We start from the raw sequence: 14,908 nt of genomic DNA, 5'->3' as shown, positions 1-14,908 counted from the left end.
CCGCCGCGGCGGTAGGCATGTAGGCATGAGCGTTGCTGCTGCGTATGCGATGTCCGCGCCCGATGGGCAATTCGAGAAGCTCACGATCGAGCGACGCGAGCTCGGACCGCGGGATGTGCTGATAGATGTCAAATACGCGGGCATCTGCCACTCCGATATCCACACCGCCCGCGACGAATGGGGCGGCGCCAAATACCCGTGCGTCCCTGGCCACGAGATCGCGGGCATTGTCGCCGCGGTCGGTCCGGAGGTGACCAAGCATCGGGTCGGCGATCGGGTCGGCGTCGGCTGCATGGTCGATTCCTGCGGCGTCTGCGGCCCCTGCCTGGCCAATGAGGAGCAGTACTGCGACAACCGGGCCACCATGACCTACAACGCCGAGGTGGACTCGTCCATCCAGCCGGGTGGGTACACGATGGGCGGCTATTCGACCCGAATCGTGGTGACCGAGAACTTCGTGCTGTCGATTCCGGAGGGCATCGGACTCGATGTGGCGGCGCCGCTGCTGTGCGCGGGCATCACGCTGTTCTCCCCGCTGCGGCACTGGAATGCTGGGCCGGGTAAGAAAGTCGCGATCATCGGCATGGGTGGACTCGGGCACGTCGGGGTGAAGATCGCCGCGGCGATGGGGGCCGAGGTCACCGTGCTGAGCCATTCGCTCGGCAAGCAGGACGACGGCAAACGCTTCGGCGCGCACCACTATTACGCGACCGGCGATAAGCAAACCTTCCGCGAGCTGCGCAACCGCTTCGATCTCATCCTCAATACGGTCTCGGCCGACCTGCCGATCAACGATTACCTGCGCCTGTTGAAGCTGGACGGCACCCTGGTGATCCTCGGCCTGCCCGAGAACCCGTTGAGCGTCAAGCCTTTCACCCTGACCGGATATCGACGGGCGCTGGCCGGCTCGAATATCGGCGGTATCGCACAGACCCAGGAGATGCTGAACTTCTGCGCCGCACACGGGATCGGCGCGGAGATCGAGCTGATCTCGGCCGACGAGATCGATGGCGCCTACGACCGGGTCGTCGCCAGTGATGTGCGGTACCGGTTCGTGATCGACGCCGCAACGATCTAGTCCGTGTCGCTGCGCCGATTCATCGCCGGTTCGCTAGCTTGGCGATGTGTCTGCGGATGAAGAGCAATCCCCGCCCGCCGAAACGGCGGTGGTTACCGCCGATGTGACAGCGGGGCCGCCGCCATGGCTGTTGCGCGCGTTCCTGCTCGCGGCGGCGACGGTGGCCGGGTTGGTATGCGGCTTCTGGGTTCTGCAGAAACTGCAGGGTTTCCTGCTGGTGCTGCTGGTTTCGCTGTTCCTGGCCTTCGCCATCGAGCCCGCGGTGAATCGGCTTGCCGCGCGCGGTGTCCGGCGCGGGCTGGCGACCGGGGTGGTGTTCCTGGTGCTGGCCGTCGGCACCGTCGCATTCGTGTGGACGCTCGGCGCGCTGCTGGTCGATCAGGTCACCACCCTGGTCAAGAATGCGCCCGAAAACGCGGATCAGGCCGTCGACTGGGTCAATCGCACCTTCAAGACGAATCTGTCCGGCAACGATCTGCGCAAGTATCTCGGTGAGTGGAGTTCCACCATCGACCGCTATCTGGTCGGGCTCGCGGGGAACGCCTGGGGTGTCGGCACCGCCGCGATCGGCGCGATCTTCCAGTCCCTCGGTGTGCTGTTGTTCACCTACTACTTCGCCGCCGACGGACCGCGCTTCCGCAATGCGGTCTGCTCGCTGCTGCCGCCGCACCGGCAGCGACATGTATTGCGCGCCTGGGATATCGCCGTCGACAAGACCGGCGGCTATATCTATTCGCGCGGACTGCTCGCACTGTGCTCGACGATCGCGCACTATGTCGCACTGCGCATCCTCGATGTGCCGTCCGCATTCGCCCTCGCGCTCTGGGTCGGCGTTGTCTCGCAGTTCATTCCGACCGTCGGTACCTATCTCGCCGGAGCGCTGCCGGTGCTCGTCGCGCTGGTGCACGGCCCGTCCACCGCGCTGTGGGTTCTGGGCTTCATCGTGGTGTACCAGCAGTTCGAAAACTATGTCCTGCAACCGAGAATCACCGCGACCACGCTGGATATGCATCCGGCCGTGGCATTCGGCGCGGTCATAGCGGGTGCGGCGATACTCGGGCCGACCGGAGCGCTGCTGGCGATTCCGGTGACCGCGACGGTGCAGGCGTTCGCGGGCGCCTACATCCGTCGCTATGAGGTCGAGGCGGACAGCGATACCGAAAAGCCCGAGCGGCCGCCGAAGAAGCACCGAAAGTGGACGCGTCAGTTGACCATTCGCCTCAGCGGCAGTGGTCGGCGACCGGAGTGATCATCCGATCCGCTGTAGTGCATCGATCAGTGCCGAGCTGACCTTGCCGAGCTGGGCGCGGCTGTGCAGGGCGGTGTCGTGCTCGACCTGGATGGTCAGGCGTCCGCCGATGGTGAAGACGGTGAGCTTGGGCGGCATGCCGGGGCCCATGGCGTAGATGTCGTCGCGGATGTGGCGGATACCGTCCGGGATCGAATGTGGCTGCAGGCGACCGATATTGGACAGAGCCACGGTCGGCGATGCCGCGAGGATCGCGGCGGTCGCCTCGTCCTGGACGCGCTGCGATGCGAGTAGGAATATGGGCGCTTCCCGCTGCTTGGATGCGGCCGCCATGCCCTCGGCCACCTCGTGTGCGATCTCGATCGGGCCCGCGTTCTCGGCGACGAGCGCGAAGGTGCCTGCGCCGGAAGCGCAATTCAGCATCGTGTACGCGGGTAGGTTCAGCTCGGATCGCACGTCCACCGCGTGACCGCAGAATACCGGGAGCATTCCCGTCGCGGGTTCGAGTTGGGAGCGGAATGCGACGAGTGCGGCGCCGCTGAGCAGGCTGTTGAGCGAAAGCCCGTGCGCGCGAGCGGCGTCGACCAACTGCTGGGTTTCCTTGGTATCCAATTCGATGCGGTGGACAGCGAACCGGCCAAGTGGATCGTCGCCGATTCCGTCGATCGGTAAGGTGCGCGGAGCCGAATCCGGACCCATCGTTGCGGCCACGGCGCGGACCTGGTCGAGCCACCCGGCGATCTCCGCATCCGAGACGACCGCGGCGAGTCGGATATCGACGGCCTCCGGCAATTCCCGAGCGGAATCCGACTGTGGTAGCGCGGTTCCCGTCGCATGTGCGGTGTAGCGCTGCCACATCTGCGCGAGAAGTGCGAAAGCGGATCTGCCATCGGCGATTCCGTGATGGATGACCAGGACGATCTGATCGCGGTCACCGTCGCGGAGCAGATGCGCGCGGAACAGGCCGTCACGCCAATCCCGCGGGCCGTTGACCAGGTTCAGGTATTCGACTTCACCGCCATCGGCGATTTCGAGGCGCGGCCGGTAGGCGTCGTCCCGGCGGAAGTACAGCGTGCCGTCGGCGTCAGCCACCGGCTTGCTGCGCAGCAGCGGATGCTCGGCCGCCAGTTCGTCGAGTACCCGACGCAGGATCTCGACATCCAGCAGGCCGTGCACGGTGGATCCGATGAACAGCGGCATACCGCCGGTCGGCACGCTGCCGAGATGGGTTTCGGAGCCGAAATAGATGAGTTCGAAGGGAGAAAGCGGTCGCTGGTCGGTCATTGGTCGTCTCGTACTTCCGTGTGGCGGATCAGGCTACATCCCTCAACATACATATGTTTCAAACGCTTGTCACAAACTAATGTTTGAAACGCTTGTCACAAACAGTTGTATTCCGCGCTGATAGGGTGCGACGGTGGGAACCCGAGAAGATCTGCTCGCCGCGGCCAAGCAGTGTCTGGCCGAACGCGGATACGCACGCACAACCGTGCGGGATATCGTGGCCGCCTCCGGCACCAATCTCGCCGCCATCAACTACCACTTCGGCACCCGCGACAAGCTGCTCAACCAGGCGATGATGGAATCGAGCGCGGATGCGGTCCAGCAGATTCTGGATTCACTCCCCGCCCGCGACGCCGCGGATCCAGCCGCGCGACTGCAAGACTTTTTACAGCAGCTGATCACCTCGTTCACCGAGGATCACGCCCTCTGGACCGCCAATGGCGAAAGTCTGGCCCAGGCATTGCACTCCCCCGAACTGCGTGCCGAACTGGGCTCCGCCCAGGAACGGGCGCGCACCGAACTATCCGGCTTCTTCGGCCCGGCCGCGCAGGACGCTCGACTCGGCGCCCTCCTGCAAACCATGATCGGCGGGCTGCTGATTCAACACCTGGTCGATCCGGAACACGCCCCGACCGCCACCGACATCACCGCAGGTCTGCGCACTCTCGCCACCCTGCTACCGGCTGACGGCGGGACATAGCCGCCACGGGGGTGCTTCCGGGCGGGTCCCGCCCCGCTGCCGCATGACGTATCGCGCTCGGCGCGCTATGGCGGCCGCCGCCTGTGCCGTGGACCGGCAGCATCGCGAACAGGCAGCGAACTTACTGCGCTGATATCGCTTCGCGGCGGCGTCGGGTGACAGATGCTGGATCGATGGCGATTCTGCTTGCGCTGGTATCGATGTGCTCGACGCTGATCGGCGGGCTGGTGGCGGTGCGGATCGGCGACCGCAAACATCTGGTGCTGGGGCTGGCGGCGGGCGTCATGTTGGGTGTGGTGTTCTTCGACCTGCTGCCGGAGGCATTGGAACAGTCGGGTGACAGCGTGCTCGGTGTCCCGGCGGCACTCATCGCAACCGTGGCCGGCTTTCTCACCATCCACGTCATCGAGCGCGCCGTCGCCATCCACACCGGCCATGAAGGTGAATTCGGTTCGCACAAGCACGGTTTCGAATCCGTCGGATTGGTCGCGGCGGCCGGGCTGATCTTCCACAGCACCCTCGACGGTCTCGGCATCGGACTGGGTTTCCAAGCCGGAGCGACCGTCGGCATCGCCGTCGCCATCGCCGTCATCTGTCACGACTTCGCCGACGGCTTCAACACTTTCACCATCACCACGCTGTACGGCTCCGCCCACAGACGGGCATTGACCCTGCTCGCCCTGGATGCCATCGCCCCGGTGATCGGTGCGGTAATCGGCACCCTCGTCCGAGTGCCCGCCGGAACCATCGGCCTCTACCTCGGCTACTTCGCCGGTTTCCTGCTCTACCTGGCCACCGCCGACATCCTCCCCGAGGCCCACGCCGAACACCCGTCCCGCCTGACCCTCGCCTGCACCGTCACCGGCGCGACATTCATGCTCGTCGTGGCTGTGCTCAGCGACTAACCAAGCTCCGGCAGCACCTCTTGGGCCACCCAGGCCATGGCGTCGGCGAATGCGGGACCAGGTACCGGCAGCCAGATCGAGCAGGCATGAAGCCCGGCTTCGTGTAGGGCTCCCAGTTCGCCGACAATGCTTGCGGCCGTCGGCTGCCCGCCACCGAGCAGCCGACCTGGATCGCGGCTGATGGCAGTGAACCCGGGTGGTACCACGAAGGCCACCGAGGTCAGTCGCGGTTGCCGCTCGATGCCGGATGCTTCGGCGAGTTCGGTGAGCCGCGTGCGGATGTGGCGCAGTTCGGCGGGATCGGCGACCGAACCGTGCCATGCGCTGCCGAATCGCACGGCTCTGCGCAGCGCGGCATCGCTCTGCCCGCCGACCCACACCGGTGGTCCACCGGCCGTGCGCGGCGCGATACCGATCCGCAGCTCGGACTCACCGCGCCACAACGATGTCAGCACTTCCAGATGCTCGTCGGCGCGCTTGCCGCGGTCCCCGAACGGCGCCCCGACCGCATCGAATTCGGCACGGTCCCAGCCTGTTCCGACGCCGAGCGTGAACCGCCCACGCGACAGCCGGTCGAGCGTCGCGGTCTGATGGGCAAGTACGACCGGGTTGTACAGCGGCAGGATCAGCACGCTGGTCGCGATACCGATGCGCGAGGTCGCACCCGCGATGGCCGACAGCATGATCAGCGGTTCATGCGTGACACCCAGGTCACCAGCAAGCACATGACTGCCGGCGATGATGTGGTCGAAGCCCAATTGCTCTGCGGTACGCGCGGTTTCGATTACATCATCGAGTTCGAATGCGCTGTCCGGCCACAACCGATGCGGTGCGATACCGAGCCGAAGGGCGTTACGCTCGCCGGATACTTCTCTAGAGGGCATGGCATCGACTCCGATTCCGGTGTCCTGACGGAGGTGGCGCCAGGGCGCCCTGTCTGTTCGCGGGCACACTGCACGCCGGGTGCCCGGCTGTTGCACGAGTGCCCGGTCGATCGGAACAACACCGGGAGTCGGCCGACGATTCCGGCGCGGAGCCGGTCGGTCAGCGCGAGATTGCGCGCAGGACGGCATCGACCGACTGGTCGGCAAAGGATTCGGTGAGCGGTAGATGACCGAACAGGGCGCGGTAGTAGATCGGGGCGGCGACCGCGTCGAGGACGAAATCGATATCGATACCAGGGTCGATATCGCCTCGATGGATGGCCGATTCCAGAGCACTCACGGTGGTTCGCCTGCGTGGTTCGAATACCGTCGCCTGGAAGTGGGCGCGTAGATCCGGGTCGTTGGCGAGATCGGCCACCAGGGCGGGTAGTACGTGCTTCAGCGAGGTATCACGTAGTGCGGCAACAAGATTGCGCATGGCGATGGTCAGGTCGGCACGCAGGTCGCCGGTGTTCGGCGTTGGTTGCAAACCCAGCAGGTCGGCGACGACATCGACAACGAGGTGGCGTTTGGCGGCCCAGCGGCGGTAGATCGCCGGCCGGTGCACGCCCGCTCTGGCCGCTACCTGGCCAATGGACAACTCGGCATAACCGTTCTCGTCCAACAGCTCTCGCGCCGCGGCGAGCACAGCGGTATCGATGCGGTCTTCGCGTGTGCGTCCCGGCATCAGAACACCGGACGCGGCATCAGGACGACGCGCCAACCGTCCGGATCCGGAAAGGTCAAGCCGCCGTTGGCCGCCCAATACGGATTCTCCGCCTGCACCGGCTCCACCCCGAATTCACCGAGACGCTGTGCCACGTCGTACATCTGGGTTTCGGTCGAAAAGTAGAGCACCAGCAGGTTTTCCGCGCTCGGCGCAGCGCCGGGGCTGCCGTCCACGTGGGTGGTGAACTCCAGGTGATATCCGGTTCCCGGCAATCCGAGCATCACGCCGTCGTAGCCCGCGTGATTTTCGAATCGGTAGAGCTCGCGCAGTCCCAACCCCTCGACGTAGAACCGCACGACCTCTACCAACCGATCGGTGGGCCTGGCAATTCGAACCTGGGCCACCGGCAACGACTCGGGCCATGTCTGCTCAGCCATATCTCAACGATACGGTACGTACTGTACTGATTCGATATGGCATCCATCACCCGAGCCGCAAAAGACCGCCGCCACGTCCGAGACATGGCGGCGGCCTTCGTCTTCGGTATTACTCCGTCGGCGTTGTCCGCCGACGAACGCGGCGCGCGGCCGCGACCATATTGCGCAGCGAGGGCTCCAGCTGCCAGTAGTGCCGGGTCTTGAGTCCACCGTCCGGATTCGCCCAGAGGCGTTCGGGACTGATGGCTTCGGCTGCGGCGGTGAGCAATTCGTCGAGCTCATCGATATCCGGGATCCGCGCCGAACGGCTCTCGTAGACACCGGGACCGACGCCGTGACTCAGGCCGTGACCCGATGCGGAGTCCTCCTTGAGCGCCTTCAACACCCATTCGATCGAGCGGGTCGCCACGATCGCGGTGACATCGGCATCGAGCTCCTCGATCGCGTCGACCACCTCGGTGCGACCGGAATAGCCGATATGCGTGTGGATCTGGGTCTCCGGCTTGACGCCGGAGGTGGCCAGCCGGAATGCCCCGACCGCCCACCGCAGATATTCGGCGCGCCCCTGCGGACGCATGGGTAGCAACTCGCGAATGGCGGGCTCGTCGACCTGGATGATCGAGATCCCGGCCCGTTCCAGATCCACGACCTCATCGCGAATGGCCAGCGCGACCTGATCAGCGGTCTCGAACAGCGGTTGATCCTGGCGCACGAACGAACGCGCGATCATGGTGACCGGACCGGTGACCATGCCCTTGACCGGCTTATCGGTCAGCGACTGGGCATAGCTGATCCACTCGACCGACATCGGCGCGGGCCGCGAAACGTCACCGTAGATGATCGGCGGTCGCACACAACGGGATCCGTACACCTGGACCCAGCCGAAGTGAGTGGTCGCGAATCCGTCGAGCAGCTCGGCGAAGTACTGGATCATGTCGTTGCGCTCGTGCTCACCGTGCACGAGCACATCGAGGCCGATGTCCTCCTGCAGGCGGATCGTGGCCTCGATCTCGGCCTCGATCTTCTTGCGGTATTCGTCGTAGGACAGTTTGCCCTGGCCGAGGTCGTAGCGGGCCTGGCGAATCCTGTTCGTCTGTGGGAAGGAACCCAGCGTGGTCGCGGGCACCGGCGGCAGATTCAGCTTGCGCTGCTGGGCTGCGCGGCGCACCTCGTACGGTTCGCGCGAGCGCATATCGGGAGTGATCGCGTAAACCCGTTGCCGCACCGCGTGTTTCTGCTTGAAGTGCACCTCGGTCGGCCGCTTGCGCCACTTGTCCGAGGGCCCCTCGGTGAGCGCCTTGGCGAGCGAAACCACCTCGCCGACCTTCTGCCGCGCGAACGCGAGACGGTCGGCGACATTGCCCTCGATCTCGTATTCGGCGAGCACGTCATAGGGCACGTGCAGCAGTGTCGTACCGGTGGACACCACGAGATCGGGACACACCTCGGCCAGCTCGTTCAGGTATTCCAGCGTCACGTAGCGGTCCGCGCGCCACACATTGAGACCGCTGATCACGCCCGCGTACAGACGCTTACGCCGAATGCCGGGAATCTCCGCGAGCTCTTCCGGCTGAATCCGGTAGGAGGCCAGATCCAATCCGATGGCCTCGACATTGGTTTCGGCCAGAATGCGCAGTGCCTCGCCGAAATCGCCGTACTGCCCGGTGACCAGCAGGCGCGGCCGCAGCGCCGAGGTCGAAAGTCGTTGGTAGGCACGCTCGAACGCGGCCAGCTCTGCCGGAGTGCGCTCACTGGTGAAGCACGGCTCGTCGAGCTGCACACAGGTGGACCCGCGCTTGGCGAGGATCTCGAACAACTCCTCGTACACCGGCAGCAGCTTGTCCAACAGGCCGAGGGTGTCGAAACCGCCTCCCTCACCGGGGATATGGCCCGCCTTGGACAGCAGCAGCAGCGACACCGGACCCACCACCACCGGACGCAGCTCGATATCACCGGCCTTGGCGCGATCCCATTCGTCGAGCAATGCCTCGGGGTGCAGCGAGAATTCGGTGTTCTCGTCGAGTTCGGGCTGACGGTAGTGGTAATTCGTACCGAAGAACCGCACCAGCTCCAGCGGCGGCAGATCCGGACGACCGCGCGCCATCAGGAAGTAGAAGTCGAGCGGGTGCAGCTCATCCTGGTAGGGCTTGAACCGCGCGGGCACCGCACCGAAAAGCAGCGCATTGTCGAGAATGTGGTCGTAGAAGGAGAAGGTATTGCCGGGCACCTGGGTCAGACCGGTGGCGGCCAGCCCGTTGTACTGCCGCTCCTGGATATCGCGCCCGACCGCGAGCAGCTCGTCGCGGGAGACCCCACCACGCCAATAGCCCTCGAGGGCCCGCTTGAGTTCCCGGTGCGGCCCGATCCTCGGGTAGCCGAGAATGCTCGACCCGTAACCGTCCTGAACGTTGACCATGAGCGGGGTATCCCTTTCGATCACCTGCGCGATGTCCTCGACCCAGACCCCGCAACAGCGCTGCGCTCCCGGTATTGCAGCCGAGCCGCTGATCACGGCCCGACCTTTCTGCAGCCTATGCCGCTAAGAGCATCGGCAGGGTAAGACTCCGGCGGTCAGGTGACCGTTGACACCTGAGCAACCACCACGGAGCGAGTCTTACGAGCGACCGTGCCGAAGGCGCGGCAAATCAAACACAGATCAGACCTTGTACTGGTAGAAGCCCGCGCCGGTCTTCTTGCCGAGCAGACCGGCCTCGACCATGCGCATCAGCAGCGGAGGCGCCGAGTACAGCGGCTCCTTGAACTCCTGGTACATGGAGTCGGCGATGGACTTCACGGTGTCGAGGCCGACCAGGTCGGTGAGCGCCAGCGGACCCATCGGGTGGGCACAGCCGAGCACCATCGCCTTGTCGACGTCGTCCTTGGTGGCGAAGCCGGATTCGACCATCCGGATGGCCGAGAGCAGGTACGGCACCAGCAGCGCGTTCACTACGAAGCCGGAGCGGTCGGCCGAGCGCACGACCTGCTTGCCGAGCACATCGCCGGCGAAGGCCTCGGCCCGCGCGGACACCGCCTCGCTGGTCTTGAGCGTGGTGACCAGCTCGACCAGCGGCAGCACCGGCACCGGGTTGAAGAAGTGCATGCCGACCACGCGCTCCGGGTTGGCGGTGGCGACGGCGATCTTCATGATCGGGATGGAAGAGGTGTTGGAGGCCAGCACGGCGTCCGGATCGGTGACCACCTTGTCGAGTTCGGCGAAGATGGCGGTCTTGACCTTCTCGTCCTCGAGCACCGCCTCGACCACCAGCTGGCGGTCGGCGAAGTCGCCGAGGTCGGAGGTGAACCGCAGCCGCCATGCGGCCTGTTCGCGCTCGCGCTCGGTGATCTTGCCGCTGCTGACGCCGCGGTCGAGCGAGCGCAGGATGCGGGCGCGACCTGCGGCGGCTAGCTCCCGGGTCTGTTCGTAGACGAGCACGTCGATATGCGCCCGCGCACACACCTCCGCGATGCCGGCACCCATCTGGCCGGCACCGATGATGCCGACGCGCTGAATCTTCTCGCTGCTCACGTCCCGCTCCTGCTGGTTTTGTCTGGCTGTCGGGTGTCTGGTGGCGAAGGACGCTCGGATGTGAGCGGTTCCCTCGATCGTCCAAGGTATAGGGATGCCCTCCCGGCTGGGGCTGTTCAGCCGGGAGGGCGGTGTTGGATGGCCGCGCTCCGCGCGGCGTGTTCGCGGCCCCATGGTGTCTCGCGTCCGAGCCGTCGAGACTCGCGCCTACGGCGCATGCGCTTCGACGACTCGGACGCGAGACGGGCCGCGAACGTCGCTCGTAAGACTCGCTCCGTGGTGGTCGGTTCAGCGTCGAACGCTGGTACACCCCGGTGTTCGACCGACTCGGACCGAGCGATGGCCATCGTTCACTTCATCTCAGTGAAATTGCCCCTCTTCGGTGGAACCCTTCAGGGCCGCCGTCGAGGTGTTCGGGTCCACGGTGGTGGCGATGGTGTCGAAGTAGCCGGCACCGACCTCACGCTGGTGCTTGATGGCGGTGAAGCCACGCTCGGCGGCGGCCTTGAACTCGCGCTCCTGCAGGTCGACGAAGGCGGTCATGCCCTCGCGGGCGTAGCCGTAGGCCAGGTCGAACATGCCGTAGTTGAGCGAGTGGAAGCCGGCCAGGGTGATGAACTGGAACTTGAAGCCCATTGCGCCGAGCTCACGCTGGAACTTCGCGATGGTCGCGTCGTCCAGGTGCGCCTTCCAGTTGAAGGACGGCGAGCAGTTGTAGGCCAGCAGCTGGTCCGGGAACTCACCGCGGACGGCCTCGGCGAACTTGCGCGCGACCTCGAGGTCCGGCACGCCGGTCTCCATCCAGATCAGGTCGGCGTAGGGGGCGTAGGCCTTGGCACGCGCGATGCAGGGCTCGATGCCGTTCTTCACACCGAAGAAGCCCTCGGCGGTGCGGGAGCCGTCCAGGAACTCACGGTCGCGCTCGTCCACGTCCGAGGTGATCAGGGTGGCGGCCTCGGCGTCGGTGCGGGCGATGATCACCGAGGGCACGTCGGCGACGTCGGCGGCCAGACGCGCGGAGGTCAGGGTGCGGATGTGCTGCTGGGTCGGGATCAGCACCTTGCCGCCCAGGTGGCCACACTTCTTCTCGGAGGCCAGCTGGTCCTCCCAGTGCACACCGGCGGCGCCGGCGGCGATCATGGCCTTCTGCAGTTCGTAGGCGTTCAGCGCGCCACCGAAGCCGGCCTCGGCGTCGGCGACGATCGGGGCCAGCCAGTTCTGGACCGAGGTGTCACCCTCGACCTTGGCGATCTCGTCGGCGCGCAGCAGCGCGTTGTTGATGCGGCGGACCACGGACGGAACCGAGTTGGCCGGGTAGAGCGACTGGTCCGGGTAGGTGTGGCCGGACAGGTTCGCGTCACCGGCGACCTGCCAACCGGACAGGTAGATGGCCTTCAGGCCGGCGCGGACCTGCTGGACCGCCTGGTTACCGGTGAGAGCACCGAGGGAGTTGATGTAGTCCTCGTTGTTGACGAGATCCCAGAGGATCTCCGAGCCACGACGGGCGAGGGTGGCCTCTTCGACGACGGTGCCCTGCAGCTTCGACACCTGCTCGGCGGTGTAGTTGCGGGTGACGCCCTTCCAGCGCGGGTTGGTGTCCCAATCCTGCTGGATCTCCGCAGCGGTCTTCGGGGTGCCGGCGTTCGACATCTCTGACTCCACTTCTTCGTTTCGGTGCCCCACGGTCGAGCATCACTCGAACTGCTGTGGCGGCAATTTGCAGGCTTGCTAGGCCCATGGGGTGTACTTCCACACGATGGCACACCAGGAAATAGCCGTCTACCTGTTGCAAGTGTGAATCCGAGCTAGGTTTCCACTGGTCTTTGCTAACCTTGCGAAATTTGCCTGCGAATTGCACGCATGAAACCTACCCACCGGTAGCGCTGACATGCGGTTTTAGCGTAACGCTTGTACTGTTTGAGATCGACCGACGGGCTGCCATCCCACGCGCCCGGCATTCCGGGTTGTGAGCACCTTCACAAGCGTCCGTGTGGCGTCCGACACCTCGAAATGGGCGCCGATGGTTCGATTGGCAGACCGCGTTCATCGCGGACAGATGTTCCGCGTCCGAGAGGAGCCGTTATGCGGAAACTGTGGTTCGCCGTTGCCGTTGTATGTGGTCTAGGCCTGCAACAGCCTGCGGCGAGCGCCGATCCGGGAGCGGTGGAATCCGTCGCGCCGCTGGCCGCGGTGGCGACACCGCCCGGTTCGGCGAATTCCAGCCGCATCCTGTACGAGACGACCACCGCGAACGATGTGCCGACGGTGGCAGGCGCCGCGGTCTACTTCCCGCCCGGAAACGCACCCGAGGATGGTTGGCCGGTGATCGCGTGGGCGCACGGCACGGTCGGACTCGGCGACGACTGCGCCTACAGCATCGCCGGGCCGAGCGCGGTCGAGCGGGACTGGGCGTATCTGGAGACGTGGCTGCGGCAGGGCTATGCCATCGTGACGGCGGATTACGCCGGGCTCGGCACGCCGGGCGAACATCCGTATCTCAATGGCGTCGTGGTCGCCCACAATGTCGTCGATGCGGTACGGGCCGCCACCAGGCAGTACTCGTCGCTGGCGAAGAAGTGGGTGGTCGTCGGTCAGTCACAGGGTGCCGGTGCTGCCGTCTACACGGCGCGCTACGCCTCCGAATTCGGCGGACCCGAACTCGACTACCGCGGCGCGGTCGGCACCGGCATACCGGCGTATATCCAGGACATTCTGTTGCCGCTCGGTCCGCATGTGCCGCCGGTGAAATTGTCGCCGCACTCGTCGGCGTACGTGCTCTACATCCTCAACGGCCTGCGCACGACCTATCCGGCGCTGAATATCGATTCGTATCTGACCGAGTCCGGCCGCGACTGGCTCGCCCGCGCTCGCGAGGCCTGCATCACCCCGCTCAGCGATGCGCTCGCGGCCGACGGCGTGGTGATCGGTGACCTGTTCGCACGTCCGCTGCTCGAGATCCCGGACCTGCACGGGCTGCTGACCGCATACCTCGGCCTGCCCGAATCCGGTTACGACAGGCCGCTGTTCCTGGGGCAGGGGCTGCGCGACACCGATGTGGTGACGCCGGAGACACTGCGGTACGCCGCGGTGCTCGAGGCGAATCGGCAGCCGGTCACGCTGCACACGTATCCGGAGGATCACAGCGGGACCGTCAATGCGTCGCTGCCGGATTCGCTGCCGTTCGTGCGGAATCTGTTCGGCTGACTCACCCACCACGCCAGCTGCCGTCCCCTAGACCGCCGGATGCAGCCGACGCCAGTGCTCGGCGATATCGATGCGGCGCGCGATCCACACGTCGGCATGCGACTGGACGTGGTCGAGGAAGCGTTCCAGCGCGGCGAGGCGGGCCGGGCGACCGACCAGACGGCAGTGCAGGCCGATCGACAGCATCTTCGGACTGCCCTCCGCACCTTCGCGATAGAGCACGTCGAAGGCGTCGCGCAGGTGGGCGAAGAATTGTTCGCCGCTGGGGAAACCCGCGGCTGAAGCGAAGCGCATGTCGTTGGTGTCGAGGGTGTACGGGACGACCAGATGGTTGCGGCCGTGCACGGTGACCCAGTACGGGAGATCGTCGGCGTAGGAGTCGGAGTCGTAGACGAATCCGCCGTGTTCTACCACCAGTTCCCTGGTGTGCGGGGAATCGCGGCCGGTGTACCAGCCGAGCGGGGCCGCGCCGGTGAGTTCGGTGAGGATGCGCACAGCCTCTGCCATATGTTCGCGCTCGGTGTCACGGTCGGTGAGCTGGTAAGACTGCCAGCGCAAGCCGTGGCTGGCGATTTCGTGGCCGAGTTCCCGAAAGGCGGCCACCGCCTCCGGATTTCGCTGCATGGCGCGGGCGACGGCGAAGATGGTCAGCGGCAGGGCGCGGCGTTCGAAGGCACGCAGCACCCGCCACAGTCCGGCGCGGGAGCCGTATTCGTAAAGCGATTCCATACTCATGTGACGGTTCGGAAAGGCTTGCGCGGGAGTCATTTCCGAGAGAAACGTCTCCGAATGCGGATCGCCGTCGAGCACATTGTGCTCCGCGCCCTCTTCGTAATTGAGGACGAACTGGACCGCGATCTTCGCGCCGTCGGGCCACTGCGGATCCGGCGGCGTCGCACCGTAGCCGACGAAATCTCGTTCGCCCATGCCGC

General features: G+C 65.5%; 13 protein-coding genes. 5 read left to right on the top strand and 8 right to left on the bottom strand.

Annotated elements, in window-relative coordinates:
- The first annotated feature begins 25 nt into the window (after positions 1-25).
- Together ACQPYR_RS04320 and ACQPYR_RS04315 are read left to right on the top strand one after the other, a co-directional pair.
- Positions 26-1,078 carry an NAD(P)-dependent alcohol dehydrogenase gene (locus ACQPYR_RS04320; protein WP_433627884.1) on the top strand — a complete coding sequence of 351 codons (1,053 nt, stop codon included), beginning with the start codon at positions 26-28 and terminating at the stop codon, positions 1,076-1,078.
- A 46-nt stretch (positions 1,079-1,124) separates the two neighbouring features.
- On the top strand, positions 1,125-2,327 hold the full coding sequence (locus tag ACQPYR_RS04315) for an AI-2E family transporter (protein ID WP_433627881.1): 1,203 nt from the start codon (positions 1,125-1,127) through the stop codon (positions 2,325-2,327).
- Here ACQPYR_RS04315 and ACQPYR_RS04310 read toward each other — a convergent pair whose 3' ends face one another.
- Positions 2,328-3,611, bottom strand: a complete 1,284-nt coding sequence (locus ACQPYR_RS04310; RefSeq protein WP_433627879.1) for a phthiocerol/phthiodiolone dimycocerosyl transferase family protein — start codon at positions 3,609-3,611, stop codon at positions 2,328-2,330.
- A gap of 133 nt (positions 3,612-3,744) precedes the next feature.
- Here ACQPYR_RS04310 and ACQPYR_RS04305 point away from each other — a divergent pair, with 133 nt between their 5' ends.
- Both ACQPYR_RS04305 and ACQPYR_RS04300 read left to right on the top strand, forming a co-directional pair.
- The gene (locus ACQPYR_RS04305) at positions 3,745-4,311 is read left to right on the top strand and encodes a TetR/AcrR family transcriptional regulator (RefSeq protein WP_433627878.1); all 567 of its coding nucleotides are present in this window, start codon (positions 3,745-3,747) and stop codon (positions 4,309-4,311) included.
- A 173-nt stretch (positions 4,312-4,484) separates the two neighbouring features.
- A complete protein-coding gene (locus tag ACQPYR_RS04300; protein ID WP_433627875.1) occupies positions 4,485-5,216 on the top strand; it encodes a ZIP family metal transporter in 732 nt (243 codons plus the stop codon).
- Here ACQPYR_RS04300 and ACQPYR_RS04295 read toward each other — a convergent pair.
- The 6 genes from ACQPYR_RS04295 to aceA all read right to left on the bottom strand — a co-directional run bounded on the left by ACQPYR_RS04295 (position 5,213) and on the right by aceA (position 12,422).
- Positions 5,213-6,100 (bottom strand): TIGR03619 family F420-dependent LLM class oxidoreductase, encoded by an 888-nt coding sequence (locus ACQPYR_RS04295; RefSeq protein WP_433627873.1) that lies wholly within the window; start codon positions 6,098-6,100, stop codon positions 5,213-5,215. The genes ACQPYR_RS04300 and ACQPYR_RS04295 overlap by 4 nt on opposite strands.
- A 160-nt stretch (positions 6,101-6,260) precedes the next feature.
- Positions 6,261-6,827: a TetR/AcrR family transcriptional regulator gene (locus ACQPYR_RS04290; protein ID WP_433627870.1), complete on the bottom strand. Its 567-nt coding sequence runs from the start codon at positions 6,825-6,827 to the stop codon at positions 6,261-6,263.
- Positions 6,827-7,246, bottom strand: coding sequence for a VOC family protein (locus ACQPYR_RS04285; RefSeq protein WP_433627868.1), 420 nt, complete (start codon positions 7,244-7,246; stop codon positions 6,827-6,829). Before ACQPYR_RS04285 ends, ACQPYR_RS04290 begins: the two co-directional genes overlap by 1 nt.
- Positions 7,247-7,355: 109 nt before the next feature.
- On the bottom strand, positions 7,356-9,662 hold the full coding sequence (gene metE, locus ACQPYR_RS04280; RefSeq protein ID WP_433635006.1) for a 5-methyltetrahydropteroyltriglutamate--homocysteine S-methyltransferase: 2,307 nt from the start codon (positions 9,660-9,662) through the stop codon (positions 7,356-7,358).
- A gap of 240 nt (positions 9,663-9,902) precedes the next feature.
- The gene (locus tag ACQPYR_RS04275; protein WP_063046024.1) at positions 9,903-10,772 is read right to left on the bottom strand and encodes a 3-hydroxybutyryl-CoA dehydrogenase; all 870 of its coding nucleotides are present in this window, start codon (positions 10,770-10,772) and stop codon (positions 9,903-9,905) included.
- Positions 10,773-11,132: 360 nt separating this feature from the next.
- Positions 11,133-12,422: an isocitrate lyase gene (gene aceA / locus ACQPYR_RS04270; protein ID WP_433601084.1), complete on the bottom strand. Its 1,290-nt coding sequence runs from the start codon at positions 12,420-12,422 to the stop codon at positions 11,133-11,135.
- Positions 12,423-12,854: 432 nt separating this feature from the next.
- Here aceA and ACQPYR_RS04265 point away from each other — a divergent pair, with 432 nt between their 5' ends.
- Entirely contained in the window at positions 12,855-13,976 is a 1,122-nt protein-coding gene (locus ACQPYR_RS04265; RefSeq protein ID WP_433627865.1) for an alpha/beta hydrolase, read from the top strand.
- Positions 13,977-14,003: 27 nt separating this feature from the next.
- Here the strand turns inward: ACQPYR_RS04265 and puuE are convergent, their stop codons facing one another.
- Entirely contained in the window at positions 14,004-14,903 is a 900-nt protein-coding gene (gene puuE, locus ACQPYR_RS04260; RefSeq protein ID WP_433627862.1) for an allantoinase PuuE, read from the bottom strand.
- Positions 14,904-14,908 lie beyond the last annotated feature (5 nt).

The organism is Nocardia sp. CA-120079 (assembly GCF_050955745.1).
GTDB lineage: Bacteria > Actinomycetota > Actinomycetes > Mycobacteriales > Mycobacteriaceae > Nocardia.
This window is presented reverse-complemented; position numbering and strand designations above follow the sequence as displayed.

What these genes read in the sequence shown, in the direction of transcription:
- ACQPYR_RS04320 (WP_433627884.1), top strand. Translation starts at nt 26, where the DNA reads ATGAGCGTTGCTGCTGCGTATGCGATGTCCGCGCCCGATGGGCAATTC.
- ACQPYR_RS04310 (WP_433627879.1), bottom strand. Translation starts at nt 3,611, where the DNA reads ATGACCGACCAGCGACCGCTTTCTCCCTTCGAACTCATCTATTTCGGC.
- ACQPYR_RS04300 (WP_433627875.1), top strand. Translation starts at nt 4,485, where the DNA reads ATGGCGATTCTGCTTGCGCTGGTATCGATGTGCTCGACGCTGATCGGC.
- ACQPYR_RS04295 (WP_433627873.1), bottom strand. Translation starts at nt 6,100, where the DNA reads ATGCCCTCTAGAGAAGTATCCGGCGAGCGTAACGCCCTTCGGCTCGGT.
- ACQPYR_RS04290 (WP_433627870.1), bottom strand. Translation starts at nt 6,827, where the DNA reads ATGCCGGGACGCACACGCGAAGACCGCATCGATACCGCTGTGCTCGCC.
- ACQPYR_RS04285 (WP_433627868.1), bottom strand. Translation starts at nt 7,246, where the DNA reads ATGGCTGAGCAGACATGGCCCGAGTCGTTGCCGGTGGCCCAGGTTCGA.
- metE (WP_433635006.1), bottom strand. Translation starts at nt 9,662, where the DNA reads ATGGTCAACGTTCAGGACGGTTACGGGTCGAGCATTCTCGGCTACCCG.
- aceA (WP_433601084.1), bottom strand. Translation starts at nt 12,422, where the DNA reads ATGTCGAACGCCGGCACCCCGAAGACCGCTGCGGAGATCCAGCAGGAT.
- ACQPYR_RS04265 (WP_433627865.1), top strand. Translation starts at nt 12,855, where the DNA reads ATGCGGAAACTGTGGTTCGCCGTTGCCGTTGTATGTGGTCTAGGCCTG.
- puuE (WP_433627862.1), bottom strand. Translation starts at nt 14,903, where the DNA reads ATGGGCGAACGAGATTTCGTCGGCTACGGTGCGACGCCGCCGGATCCG.